The sequence below is a fragment of the Rhodococcus sp. WS3 genome (genome assembly GCF_003797085.1).
Taxonomy (GTDB): domain Bacteria; phylum Actinomycetota; class Actinomycetes; order Mycobacteriales; family Mycobacteriaceae; genus Rhodococcus_F; species Rhodococcus_F globerula.
On record NZ_RKMA01000003.1, the window covers coordinates 906498 to 919733 of the forward strand.

Sequence of the window (13236 nt, forward strand, 5' to 3'; positions counted from 1 at the left end):
TCTGCGTGAATTCTTTGTCGCATCACCTGCGAAGCAGATCGGTCTATCAGCAAGATTTCTGAATCTGCAGTGCTACTTGGTCATTCCGACGTAGCGCAGATCGAAGATTCCGGTGTCAACCCACGGGATGTTGTCGGCGTTGACTACCTTGTCACTGAAGATCGTCGCGTTCGTCTGATTGCAGATCGGGACGAACATGGCCTCGGCCAGTGTCTTCGACCAGATCTCGTGGTACAGCCCGGCCCGCTCGTCCTGCGACAACGTCGGGTTGGCAGCCTTTGTCGCCAGTGCGGCGATCTCGGGATTGCCGTTACCGAAGTCGTAGGGACCCACGACAAAGGTATTGACGGTCTCAGCGGGGTCTACCTTGGGGCTGAAGCTGTTCGACACCATCGACTGGAAGGTGCCGGCGATGTAGCCGGGCTCGTTCTGGGTATTCGGAACGGGATTGAGCTCCGCCTCGAATCCTGCTGCTGCCAGCGAGGACTGAATAACGTTGGCAGGCTTTTCGGTATTTGTTCCGGCACCGAATGTCAGTGTGATCTTGGCTCCACCGGCACTGGAGACCAGGCTCTTGGCCTTGTCCACGTCGAAGGTGTACGGGTACTGGTACGACGGGTCGGCCGCCCAACTCGATTCCGGATACATCTGTCGGTACGGGGTGCAGGTTCCCGAGAAGAGCGCGCTGATGGCCTCGGGATCGATGGCGTGTGCAACAGCCTGGCGCACTTCGGGTTTCGCGAGGTCGTCACGTGCTCGCATGAAGACACCAAGCACATTGCGGAACTTCACCTTGTCGATACCCAGCACGTTGCGGTCCGCGAGCGACTGCGCCTGAACGATCTCGTTGGCCGAGCTCACCCAGCTGATATCGGTGGCGGCGGTCTGCATTCCGTTCAAACGCGTTGTCGCGTCCGGCATGGTCTTGAAGCTGATTCCACCGAGCAGTCCGGCCGCTGGATCCCAGTAGTCGCCCTGTGCACGAGTAACCTCGAGAGATTCCTCGGGTACGTAGTTGGTGACGGTGTACGGTCCGGATCCGCTCTGGCCCGGATCGTTTCGGATGTCCGTGCCGGCTTCTATGGTCTTGGGGCTGACCATCATGCCGACATTGGTGCTGAACAGCCCGGGTAGCTCCACACCGGAACCCTTGGTCAGGTTCAGCCGGGCAGTAGTCGGGTCGACAACATCGACGGACGTAATGTCGTCGAGCGCGGCGACAACAGTGCTGCCTGCCATCGTCTTTCCACGCTGGACGTTCGCGGCGAGGGCGGCGGCGTCGAACTTGGTGCCGTCGTGGAACGAGACGTCGTCTCGCAACTTCAGCTCGAGATACCCTCCGTCAGAGGAAAACTCCCACGACTCCGCAAGTCCCGGAACAAGATTTCCCTCCTTGTCCACCATGGTCAAGCGATCGAACATCGGAGTCAGGTAGCCCCAACCGCCGTAGCTGGTCTGGAGGTACGGATCGAGGTTTCTGGTCGGTGCAGACGCGGTGACGCGAAGTACGGCCGCTCGGTCGATATCTGCGGCCGATGCAGTGGAGCCGCCTGCAGTGCTGGTGCCGCCGCCCCCGCCGCATCCCGCGACGGCCAAGGCAGCCACCAGCGACACTGCGGCAATTTTGCCTTTGCCGTTCCATTTTCCGCTCATCGAATTCCCTCTCGAGATAGATCAAAGTCGGCGAGAAACCCCACGCACACGGTCTCTTCGGCTCACAGGCAGACTAACCCGGATATGTCTATTAGGTATACGTTTTTTCGGAACTAGTTTTGACAATGGCAACCTGCACAGGAGTTATCCATCCTTGTCCCGATCACCGGGAAGGTGACTATCGAAAAACGTCTGCTCAGGAGTCTGCGTTCGCTGCTCGTCGTTGCTCCAGCACCGAACGTGTTCTCGCTCGGGCGTCCTCGTACTCTGCGACTGTTTCGCGAACTACTTCCGAAAGGGGGCTGCGTCGTTTCACTCCCGACACCGAATGGCCCGCACTCCAGACGTCGGTCCACCTTCTCGGCCCCGGTTCTGATGACCCCGGTCCGAACAGCTCGGCCGATTCTTTCACGGAGATCTGCTCGTTCAGTGTGTCGGGATCAAGCCCCTGCGCTCTGATGGACGGAGCAAGCATGTTCGTCCGCAGTCCGGTGAAAGCGTTGGTCAACACCACGTCATCCATCGTGCTCTCGACCAACATGTCCTTGTACTGCGCCGACGCCGAACTCTCGTCGCTCGCGATGAAACGTGTGCCCATGTACGCCGCGTCGAAGCCTGCCACCTCGGCAGCCCACAACGCCTGCCCGTCGGAGATTCCGCCCGCGAGAATCACTGTGCCGTCGAAGAACTCACGGACACCACGGATGAAGGCAAACGGGTTCATCCACCCCGTCTGCCCACCCGCTCCGGCCGAGAGCAGCACGAGTCCGTCCGCACCGGCTTCAACTGCCTTTTCGGCATGACGAAGCGTGCCGACGTCGGCAAAGACCGCAGCGCCGATATCGTGGAGCGGTCCGATGATCGGGGCCGGTGAGCCTACGCTCGCGATGACCATTTCCACTCGGCGGCGAACCAAGCACTCAACGTCGTCTGCCAGTCGCGGCGCTCTCATGATCAGATTGGGGCAGTACGGTGCCAGTTCTCCGCCGCTCTCCTCATTGGCACGATCAAATGTCGCCAGCCACGAATCGAGTTCCTCTGCCGTGCGCGCGTTTGCCGTCGGAAAGGCGCCGACGACGCCCGCCGCGCAGGCTGCCGACACGAGGTCCGGCCCGCTCACTCTCAGCATGGGTGCGGCGATCAGCGGAATCCGCAGTCGAGCTCCGAATCTGGTCCGAAAGCCCGGTGGCACGTCGGATTTCACTAGGGCAAGTATCCGGTGTGCACCACCGGGGCAACCGGCTCCGCATCTCGCCCACTCGACAGCCTCAGCGCACCGAGCAGCGCGTTGCGTAGTTCGCGTGGATCGATGACGTCGTCGTACGTCACCGAACTTGCCAGACGCCACGGACCTGCAGCCTCGTTCTCGATCAATGCACGCTGTGTCCGCTCGTCCGCCTTCGAGGTGCTCCCACCCACGGCAGCCGGAATACCTCCCAGCATCCCTCCCGGGAACGACAACGACACGGTTTGATTGTCGAAAGCATTCTGACCCATGACCGAGCCCCCGAATCCGAAGGCTTTGCGCACTGTCACATGCATTTTCGGCACGGTGGACCGATGCTGCGCCGCGAACATTCGAGCGCTCGCCCGCAGTATGCCGTCCCGTTCGGACTTACTTCCCGCAAGAACTCCCGGGTTGTCGGCCAGGAAGATCAACGGGATATGGAAAGCTCCGGTCATCTCGATGAACCGGCATGCCTTTTCCGCCGCGGCCACATCCAACGCACCGGCAAGCACCAGTGGCTGATTGGCGACAACGGCGACGACCCGGCCACCCATCCTTGCCAGCACTGTGATGACAGAAGAACCGTGCTGCGGTTGCAGCTCGAACAGGGTGCCCTCGTCCACCATCACGGACAACACGTCGTGCATGTCGTACGGGATACGAGGATTCGGCGGAACTACGTCGAGAAGAGAATCGAGGGAGCGCGGCGCCGCAACCGAAGTGTCAGGATCCGCCAGTGGCGCGCGACTCCACGCGTTCGACGGGAAATAGGACAGGTATTTACGCGTCAACTCGAGCGCCGAGTCTACATCCGCCGCAACATTGTCGGCGATTCCGCTCACTTCAGCGTGCACGGCGCTACCGCCGAGGTCTTCCTTTGTCACCTTCTCGGCGAGCGACGCCTCCACCAGCGGCGGGCCGGCTGTGAACATCGCGCCGTGGTCTTTGACCATGATGACAAAATCCGACATCGGTGCAGCAAGAGCTCCGTGCCCAGCCGAGGGTCCGCACACAATCGAAACCGTCGGGACCAATCCGGCAAGCTCGGCCATTGCCTGCAGATCGTTGGGCGCCGGCCGGTGTGGGTGCAGTGCGTTGGTTGCCCTGTGCCCGGCACCTTCGAGCATCATCACCAGTGGAGTGCGCTCGCGCTTGGCAAGTTCTGCGATCCGGGCGCGCTTGGTGGCCGCTGCCGTTCCGATGGATCCGCCGGCAACCGTGAAATCCTCCGAACCGACCAGCACCGGACGGCCGTCGACAAGTCCGGACCCCGCAACGAAGGCGTCGGACGGGATCGACGCGTCGCCGGCCAGTACGCCGATTTCCTGAAATGTATCCTCGTCCAGGAACTTCGATACTCGTTCGCGCGCATCAACGCGCCCGAACCGCCGGTACCGCAGTAGCTTGTCGGGGCCACCCATCTCCTGTGCAGCCCGACGACGCTCGTCGAGTGCCGTCAGCAGCGAAGTCCACGCGTGACGATTCTCCGAGACTATCGCCGGTTCGCCGTCAACGTCGAGTTGTTTACGCACGACCTTTCCGGTTGCATTGCGCGGCAACGGTTCTGTGGTCAGTCGCCATCGGGAAGGCACCTTGTACTTAGCGAGACGCTCCCGCACGTACCCGAGCAACTCTGCCTCCGAGACGGATCCCGGCTCCTCGACCACAACAATTGCGGCCACTTCTTCGCCGTAGTCCGCGTGGGGAATTCCGATCACCGCGCATTCCTGCACCGACGGGTGCTCGCTCAGGACGTTCTCCACTTCGACGGGGTAGACGTTCTCCCCACCACGCAGAATCAAGTCCGATCTACGACTGCTGACGCGGAGGTGACCATCGGCCATGAATCCCAAATCGCCTGTACGCAGCCATCCTTCATCGTCGAGCGCGGCGGCCGTCGCCGCATCGTTGTTCCAGTAGCCCACCATCACGTGCGGTCCGCGCAGGCAGATCTCACCCTCGTAACCGTCCGGGAGTCGATGACCGTTGTCGTCCCGGATCTCGACGCTCATCGTGACGACGGGGCGGCCCACGGAATCCGGGTACTCCTCCAGATCGGCGGCTGTCGCCAAGGTGGCTCCGGTCGACGACTCGGTGAGCCCGTACGTCGTCCCCAACGAACGCCCCGCCACCGGCAGCAGTTCGCGAACCTTCTCCTTCAGAGCGGTTGACGACGGCGCCGATCCCAGTGACATCGTCTTGAGCGAGGATAGATCGTATCGAGACAGATCACCATGTGAAACAAGGCGATTCGCCATGGTCGGCACAGCACCCCAGTTGGTGACCCGCTCGCGCTCGATCAATCGCAGCACGCGTTCGATCTCGAATCGCCCGCTGTAGATGACTGCGGTGTCCCCGATCGACAATCGTGGCACGGCAAGGTTGTGCAGTGACGCGATGTGGAACAGTGGATTCGACAGCAGAAACCGACGGTTCGCGGGTGGGTTTCCGAAATGCGTTGCCAAGGCATCGTTGAATCGGTGAAAGTCGTTTGCCGTGATGATGTTCCGGTGCGAGTGCGTCGCACCTTTCGGCCGCCCGGTTGTGCCACTGGTGTACAGGATGACGGCAGGGTCGTCCTCGTTGATGGCGCAGGTCGACAGTGCTGCATCGGCATGCAGTGTGGACAAGCGAGGTACGTCGATTTCGGTGGACAGCACCGGCACGCCGACCTCACCGAGCAGTTCTCGTCGTTTTGCATCGGCGACAACAAGTTTCGGAGTGGAATGCTGCATGCCGTAGTCGATCTCGGGAGCCGACCACATCGAGTTCATCCCGACCGCTATCGCCCCGAGGGACGTCGCCGCCCAGAAGGTGATGATCCACTGTGCGTTGTTCGCAGACAGAATCGCCACGCGGTCGCCCTTGCCGATCGAATACGCGCTTCGCAACTCCTCTGCCAGTGATGCCACACGAGCGAAGTGATCGGTGAAGGTAATCCGCAGTTCGTCGCACACCAGATACTCGGTGTCGCCGTGCTCGACCGACGCCGCCAGAAGCTCACGGAGCGTGTGCGCACGATTCTTGAACACCGGCATGACGTGCCCGCGCACGGGTTCTTCAGCCACCTCGAACAACTGCCCCGGGCCTGTCAGTTCTGCCACGGCCAGAGAGCGCCGATATGCCATGTCCGGTTGAACGACCATCCTTGATCCATTTCTGTGACAACGCAGTTCGATCGCGCTGGGCGGCCCCGTCCGTGTGGATCGGAGCCTGTTCGCTCCACACCGACGCAACTACTCACCACCGCTCATTGTGGATACTACGCAGAAAAGTCGTTCGATATGCGATATTTCGATTAGAAATACTTTTTGAATTTCCACGGGCTTGTCGAACGCCTCCACACACGACAAAGCGGCCCGGCAGCGGGCATGAAACCACCGCCGGACCGCTACTGCGCACTGTTATCCCTGGGTCGGCGGCCACACCGGAGCGATGGACCACGGGCGCGCCGTTTCGAGTTGCGACGCAACCTGAATCAGCACATCTTCGCGCCCGAAGGCGGCAACCAACTGGACGCCGATAGGCACACCGGCCGAGTCATGACCCATCGGCAACGAAATCGCCGGCTGACCAGAGCTGTTGAACGGACTGGTCAATCCGCTGTATCCGGCCGAGTGCTCCCAGATCGACATGGGATTTGCCGTATCGAGGAGACCAAGCGGAGCGGCCGGGCGAGCCATCGTCGGGGTCAGCAACAGGTCGTGATCGACGAAGAACGCACCGATCACCTGCGCTGCTCGCTCGAGTTCCTGCAGCGCCTTGACTACGTTGGTCGCGGTTTCGGACTTCGCGCGGTCGTAGATCATCCGAGCCATCGGTTCGAGGTCGTCGTCGCGGATTGCGCGGTTCACGGCCTCGAGTCGTGCATCGACCTCGATGGTCATCGGTATGCCCATCAACACGGAAAGCCCGGAAGTCAGTGCATCGAGCGGAAAGTCCGGGGCGCCTTCGGAAACATGGTGGCCGAGTTCTTCGAGCAGACCGGCGACGCTCGAGGTGACGGCCGCACACTCCGGGTCCACCGGCGTGCCGTCCGGTAGCGCGTTGCTCAGAGCAATCCGCAAGCGTCCGGGATCCGCGCCCACTTCCTCGACGTACGGCCGCTTCGGCGCCAGGATCACGTACGGATCGCCCACAGTGGGTCCAGCGGAAAGATCGAGGAGCAGAGCGGTGTCGCGCACACTGCGAGTAAGCGCGTGGTGAACACCCATCGGCGACGCAAACAGAGTTCGTGCCGGCGCCGTCGGGGTACGACCACGGCTCGGCTTGAGACCAACCAGGCCGCACGCAGACGCCGGGATGCGGATCGAGCCGCCGCCGTCACTGGCATGGCCCGCGGGCACGATTCCCACCGCAACAGCTACAGCCGTGCCTCCCGACGACCCACCGGGTGAGCGATCGAGTGCATACGGGTTGCGGGTGGGGCCGAACAGTGCAGGTTCGGTACTCGCATTCTTGCCGAACTCCGGAGTGTTCGTCTTACCGACAATCACCAGACCCGCACGACGGTATCGCTCGACGAGCGTCGAATCCTCCTGCGCCACAGCATCGGCGAACAAACGAGATCCGTTGGTACTCGGCAGACCCGCGACATCAAGTCCGAGGTCCTTGATCACGAACGGCACACCCTGCAGTGGGCCTTCGGGAAGACCGGCAGCGACCTCGTTCCGAGCTTCGTCGCGGCGCTCGCTGATCACTGCATTGACGGCCGGGTTCCGCTCGTCGAGCCGGTCAAGGCTGAACTCCAGGACCTCCTTGGCGGATACGTCCCCCTTGCGAATCGCCCCGGCCAGGCCCGTCATGTCACTGTTGTCGAACAAATCCTGCATCGATGCCCTCATCACTCGTGTGCTGCTTGTGCGATTGTGAGGTCCGTCATATCAACCACAACGGCGGCGGGTCTCGAGGATTCCGCTTACCGGGACAAGCGCGATGGCGGATCGCAATCAAGCAGGCCATCGCCGGTAAGGGTTCGTGAAGGCCGAAAATAACTTTCACGTCCCAGATCGGCTACGCGTCGGATTTCCCGGCCGGCCCGGGCAGCACTACGACGGGAAACTGAAAGAACGCACAGGTAACACCCTTGTACTCGCGCATGTCCACAAAATCGAAGCCAACCTTCTCGAGCACCCGCATACTCGCTCGATGTCCGGCCTCTACATGCGCGCACAGGCTACGCGACGGCAGGTCGAACGCCGGATATTCGAAGTGCCAGTCCACCAACGCCGAGGCAACCTCAGTAGCGAGACCATTCCCCCACTGATCTCGCCGAAAGGCGTACGCCAGTTCGCGACTCGAGTCGAACTCACCGAAACCCGCCCGACCGATCATGTCGCCGCCGTGGTTCTCCACGCGCCACTTGGTCCAACCCCGAGTTCTCTGTTCATCGAGATACCCGTCCAGCCGCGACTGCGCCTCGTCCCGAGTATCTGGTCGTCCGTACCCGATGAACCGCATGGTCAGGGCATCAGCGTGTAGCGCAGCGAGGTCCTCGAAGTCGGACGGGAACCAAGTCGTCAACGTCAGCCGTTCGGTATTCAGAATGATGCGACGCCCCATGCCGGTATCTTTGCACCTCTATTTGTGAGTGATCACAGAATCAGACCGTGACGACGAGCTTCGACAACCGCCTCATGACGACTTCGCACATCGAGTTTGGCCATGAGATTGCGCATGTACGTCTTGACGGTTTCGACGCTCAAGGACAGGTGCTCCGCGATTTCGGCGTTGCGCAGCCCCAACGCGACGTACCTCATCACGTCCGTTTCACGCGGCGACAGCACTATCGCACTCGCGATCTCTGCAGGCGCCGTCAAGGCCCGAAGTTTTGCCTCGACGGCGTGAACCTGCGCACTGAGTTTCTCGTCCTGCAGACCTGCCGCGATCTCACCCAACGCGAGGAAACTTTCCGTCAACGTCTCCGATATTTTTGCCTCGCGGCTCGAAACCTGTTCCACCGCAGCAGTGTCGATCATCGCGACACGACGATCAACCTCGTCGCGGATCTCGATTTCGCGTGCCAACGAGTACGACGCACGCATCATCTTGTCTGCAACAACATCTCCGATCGGCAGGTTGGCGCGCAGTCCGCCATAGAGCGCGCCGCGGGTTTTCCCTCGAACGACCACGGGAACCGCCATCAACGATTCGATTCGCTCGGTGCCGACCTCGTAGTCGTAGTCGTGGGTGATCTGAGACGAATTGGCGTAGTCCTGCACCACAGCTGTGCGCTGCTCGGCGATAGCCCGCCCACCGAGTCCGCATGCCGCGTTGATCTCGAGGTTGCGCAGCAGAGTGCTGTGCGTCCCGACGTAGCTGGTGATGGTCAAGGAGTTGCCGCTCACTCCCCCACCGAACAGGACCGGCAGTTCCGTCTGCGGCTGCAGCCGGCGCAGCGCCGCCCGCAACGCGTCGTCGTCGCTCGGCCTTAAAACCCTGTTCACGTGCACTCCTGGTCGGGAAAACGCGGATACCCACTTCGTAGGGTAGCGGCTGGTGGGCTAGCCCAATATCGTCCAACACGAGCGTTTGTAGCGCCGATCACATTCACCGTGACGGGTGAGCTGCAACGTCCGACCACGCGAACCTCGGAGGAACCCGTGTCTGCACCCGCCGCACTCACAGCCAACAACACCCCGCTCAGCCCGCTGCGCTTTCTCGAACGCAGCGCGTCGGTGTTCCCAGATCGCACCGCCGTCATTCACGGTGATCGGACGTACACCTACCGCGAGTTCGGCGACGAGGTAGCCGCTCTGGCACGTGTTTTGCGGGACCGTATCCAGCCCGGCGATCGCATCGCTTACCTGGCGCCGAACATTCCCGAAATGCTGTTTGCGCATTTTGCCGTGCCTCTGGCCGGCGGAATCCTGATCGCCCTCAACTCGCGCCTCGCCGGACCTGAACTCGAGTACATTCTCGATCACTCGGGAACCACGATCCTGTTCGTAGACTCCGAGTTCGTCGGTTCCGTCGCGTCGTCGAAAACAAACGTGCAGAGCCTGCGCGAGATCATCGAGATCCCGGACTCCACCGTCCCGTACCCGGAGGTTCCCACCGGAATCGTCACCGGGCAGTACGCCGATCTGTTGGCAGAAGGTGAAGCGATCGCCGATCAGCCACTGCATTGGGGGGTCGACGACGAGCAGCAGTGCATCGCCATCAACTACACGTCGGGTACCACCGGAAAACCCAAGGGCGTCATGTACTCCCACCGCGGCGCGTACCTGAACTCCCTCGGTGAAACCTTCCACAACGGGTTCACCGGCTCCACCAAGTACCTGTGGACACTGCCGATGTTCCACTGCAACGGTTGGTGCACACCGTGGGCAGTTACCCAGGCCGCCGGCACCCACATCTGCCTGCGCGCCGTCCGCGCCGATTCGATCTGGGATGCGATCGACAACTTGGGCGTGACCCACCTGTGCGGCGCACCAACTGTCTGCTCCACCATCGCCGACGCGGATCATGCCCACAAGGTCGACGCCCTTCGCATCACCACCGCAGGTGCTCCCCCGTCGCCGACGATCATCGGCAAGCTCGAGGACATCGGTGTGACCGTCGTCCACGTGTACGGCCTCACCGAGGTGTACGGGCCGTACACGATCTGCGAATACCAGGAAACCTGGGACGAGAAGCCACAGTCCGAGCGCGCCGCGCTGCTTTCCCGGCAGGGCGTTGGCATGGTCCAGGCGGAAAATGCACGGGTCGTCGACCCCGACATGAACGACGTTCCCGCCGACGGTCAGACCATGGGCGAGATCGTGCTCCGCGGCAACAACGTCATGCTCGGGTACTACCGTGACGAGGCCGCAACCGCGGAAGCCTTTGCCGGCGGGTGGTTCCATTCAGGAGACCTCGGCGTCATGCATCCCGACGGATACATTCAGCTCAAGGACCGCGCGAAGGACATCATCATCTCCGGCGGCGAGAACATCTCTACCGTCGAGGTGGAGCAGGCGATCATGAGCCACCCCGCCGTGATCGACGTGGCCGTCGTCGGCGTTCCGGACGAGAAGTGGGGCGAGCGTCCGAAGGCATTCGTGGTTCTGGGCAAGGGATTACAGGCATCCGCGGAAGACATCGTCGAGCACACCCGCACCTTGCTGGCCGGGTACAAGGTACCCCGCGACATCGTCTTCCCCCTCGACCTTCCCCGCACCCCGACCGGCAAGGTTCTCAAGTTCGAGCTTCGGGCGTCGAACTAACTCGGTCGTAGGGGCTCAGGGCACCGGAGTGGAACGCCGACGTAGATCGACAGGTTGTCCGTCGGACGGGAACGGCAGGGATGTGAAGTTGAGTGGGGCGACATAGTCGGCGTCGACGTGCCAGTCGAAGCGTAGGAGTAGGTGATGCACGATTGCTTTGATCTCCGCACCGGCGAAATGCATTCCGAGGCATTTGTGCACACCACCGCCAAAGGGCTCCCACGCGAATCGATGCACCTTGTCTTCGCGTCGATGCTCCGCGAAGCGGTCGGGATCGAAACACTCGGGATCAGGCCAGTACTGCGACATGTGGTGGGTGAAATGAGGAGCAACCGCGGTATACGTTCCCGCAGGCACGAAGTGCCCCTGCACTTGGGTATCGCGGATCGCTCGGCGCGCCATAACCGGTACCGGAGAGACGATTCGGAGACATTCCTTCATGACCAGATCAAGGCTGGCCAGTCCGTCGAGATCTGCATAACTCGGCGTCGACGTCCCCAACGCGAGCGACTCCGCCCGGCACCTGTCCTGCCACTGCGGGTGTTGGCCCAGGTATTGCATCATCGTGGAGATGGTGATCGTGGAGGTGTCGTGCGCGGCCATCAGGAGGAAAATCATATGGTCGATCACCTCGTCATCACTGAAGCGTTGTCCCGCTTCGGATTCGATGTGACACAGCACGGAGAACAAGTCGTCGGTTTCGCGATTTCGACGCGCCGGTAGGTAGCGACGAAAGAAAGCTTCCAGGACTCGGCGGCCGTCCAGCCCACGCTTCCATCGAGTCCCGGGTACGGGATAGCGGACCAACGAGGTTGCCGCCTGAACGCAATCGACGAAAGCCTTTTTCACCGCCGATATTTCGCTTTCGCTACTTCCTTCCGCCCCGCCCATGAAGATGTCGGTGGCGAGATCGAGGGTGAGCGTTTTCAGTGCCGCATAGGCACGAAATCCGTCAGTGGGCGTCCATGCGTCGAGTGTCGAGTCGATCGCCGGGTTGAGAACGTCGACAGTCTTCTCGAGTCGTGATCGGGTGAACGCCTGCTGCATGATTCGACGATGTCGTAGATGTTCGTCCGAATCGAGAAGCATAAGCCCACCGTGAAAGAAGGGGCCGATAAGGACCGACCACCCGTCACTGTTGACGAATGCTCGATCTTTGTTCTGCAGCACTTCTTGGCACGCGTCAGGTCCGAGAACAGCGATCCAACGCCGACCGACCATCGAAAACCAGGAGACCTCGCCGTAACGATCCCAGTTCTCTTGCATCAAGGCGAGCGGATCACGGATGTACTCGAGTGCGTGCCCGACGAAGGGCAGCCCTGAGCGGCCCGAAACCGGGTGTAACTGCGAGTGTGCGGGTGGGCGAGCCAGGATCTTGGACACTATGACCTCTACTCCCGTTCTATCTGACATTGCATCCTGTCAGATGTATGTAGTCTGCGTCACACCTGCTGTGTCTGTCAATATCGACCTATGACTCCTCCGATGCCGCGTCGATATGCCGGCCTGAGCGGCGATCAGCGGGCGGCGCTGCGGCGGGAAACCTTGCTAGAGGCAGGGCTGGAAGTATTTGCTGCCGCAGGTAATCGCGGCGCCACGATGACCGCAATTTGCGCCCAGGCCAAGTTGACGGAGCGATACTTTTACGAAAGCTTCACCAGCAGAGACGAACTCCTGCAGAAGGTATTGGACAAAATCGCCGACGAGATCCGCGACGCGGGCCTGGCCGCGCTTCGAGCGAGCACCGGGACGCTCGAGCAACGCGTACGAAATGCGATCGCGTCGTTTGTCACCCTCCTCACCGACGATCCCCGCAAGGGGCGTGTGGCAATGATCGAATCCGCTGCATACGAACCCCTCCGTGCACACCGGCGCGCGGTACTGCACGGCTTCGCGCAAATGGTCGCGGACGAGGCCACGCGAATGTACGGCGACCGAGCGTGGCCGCCACATCAAGGTCAGATCAACGGACTGCTGTTCGTGGGCGGCCTTGCCGAACTGGTCACCGCGTGGCTGAACGAGGAGATCTCCATTACGCCCAAGGAGATCGTCGAGGCGGCAACATACCAATTCACGTCCACCGCACACCGTTGAGAGACAGCCGATCCGGTTACTGCCCCATCACACCGGGTAACTAGCGTCAGGCGC

The 13236-nt window shown here is 61.5% G+C and carries 9 protein-coding genes and 1 pseudogene; 2 read left to right on the top strand and 8 right to left on the bottom strand.

Going from position 1 to position 13236, the window contains the following annotated elements; all coding sequences use genetic code 11:
• Positions 1–72: 72 nt before the first annotated feature.
• The 7 genes and pseudogenes from EEB13_RS25430 to EEB13_RS25460 form a co-directional block, all read right to left on the bottom strand.
• The gene (locus tag EEB13_RS25430) at positions 73–1653 is read right to left on the bottom strand and encodes an ABC transporter substrate-binding protein (protein ID WP_141486526.1); all 1581 of its coding nucleotides are present in this window, start codon (positions 1651–1653) and stop codon (positions 73–75) included.
• Positions 1654–1849: 196 nt separating this feature from the next.
• Entirely contained in the window at positions 1850–2857 is a 1008-nt protein-coding gene (locus tag EEB13_RS25435; RefSeq protein WP_261984646.1) for an NAD(P)H-dependent flavin oxidoreductase, read from the bottom strand.
• A complete protein-coding gene (locus tag EEB13_RS25440; RefSeq protein ID WP_141486713.1) occupies positions 2857–4302 on the bottom strand; it encodes an acyl-CoA carboxylase subunit beta in 1446 nt (481 codons plus the stop codon). Before EEB13_RS25440 ends, EEB13_RS25435 begins: the two co-directional genes overlap by 1 nt.
• Before the next feature lie 90 nt (positions 4303–4392).
• Positions 4393–6027 (bottom strand): annotated as a pseudogene (locus EEB13_RS25445) (class I adenylate-forming enzyme family protein); the annotation flags it as partial.
• 258 nt (positions 6028–6285) lie between these two features.
• Complete coding sequence (locus EEB13_RS25450) at positions 6286–7713, bottom strand: amidase (protein WP_141486527.1); 1428 nt, start codon at positions 7711–7713, stop codon at positions 6286–6288.
• A 181-nt stretch (positions 7714–7894) separates the two neighbouring features.
• Positions 7895–8443, bottom strand: coding sequence for a GNAT family N-acetyltransferase (locus EEB13_RS25455; protein ID WP_141486528.1), 549 nt, complete (start codon positions 8441–8443; stop codon positions 7895–7897).
• A gap of 32 nt (positions 8444–8475) precedes the next feature.
• On the bottom strand, positions 8476–9327 hold the full coding sequence (locus tag EEB13_RS25460; RefSeq protein ID WP_141486529.1) for a LuxR C-terminal-related transcriptional regulator: 852 nt from the start codon (positions 9325–9327) through the stop codon (positions 8476–8478).
• Between the two features lie 156 nt (positions 9328–9483).
• Between EEB13_RS25460 and EEB13_RS25465 the strand changes: the two genes are divergently transcribed.
• Positions 9484–11088: an acyl--CoA ligase family protein gene (locus EEB13_RS25465; protein ID WP_141486530.1), complete on the top strand. Its 1605-nt coding sequence runs from the start codon at positions 9484–9486 to the stop codon at positions 11086–11088.
• Positions 11089–11103: 15 nt separating this feature from the next.
• Here EEB13_RS25465 and EEB13_RS25470 read toward each other — a convergent pair whose 3' ends face one another.
• Complete coding sequence (locus EEB13_RS25470; RefSeq protein ID WP_141486714.1) at positions 11104–12471, bottom strand: cytochrome P450; 1368 nt, start codon at positions 12469–12471, stop codon at positions 11104–11106.
• A gap of 90 nt (positions 12472–12561) precedes the next feature.
• Here EEB13_RS25470 and EEB13_RS25475 point away from each other — a divergent pair, with 90 nt between their 5' ends.
• On the top strand, positions 12562–13182 hold the full coding sequence (locus tag EEB13_RS25475; protein ID WP_141486531.1) for a TetR/AcrR family transcriptional regulator: 621 nt from the start codon (positions 12562–12564) through the stop codon (positions 13180–13182).
• The last annotated feature ends 54 nt before the right edge of the window (positions 13183–13236 follow it).

What these genes read in the sequence shown, in the direction of transcription:
- EEB13_RS25430 (WP_141486526.1), bottom strand. Translation starts at nt 1,653, where the DNA reads ATGAGCGGAAAATGGAACGGCAAAGGCAAAATTGCCGCAGTGTCGCTG.
- EEB13_RS25440 (WP_141486713.1), bottom strand. Translation starts at nt 4,302, where the DNA reads ATGGGTGGCCCCGACAAGCTACTGCGGTACCGGCGGTTCGGGCGCGTT.
- EEB13_RS25450 (WP_141486527.1), bottom strand. Translation starts at nt 7,713, where the DNA reads ATGCAGGATTTGTTCGACAACAGTGACATGACGGGCCTGGCCGGGGCG.
- EEB13_RS25455 (WP_141486528.1), bottom strand. Translation starts at nt 8,443, where the DNA reads ATGGGGCGTCGCATCATTCTGAATACCGAACGGCTGACGTTGACGACT.
- EEB13_RS25475 (WP_141486531.1), top strand. Translation starts at nt 12,562, where the DNA reads ATGACTCCTCCGATGCCGCGTCGATATGCCGGCCTGAGCGGCGATCAG.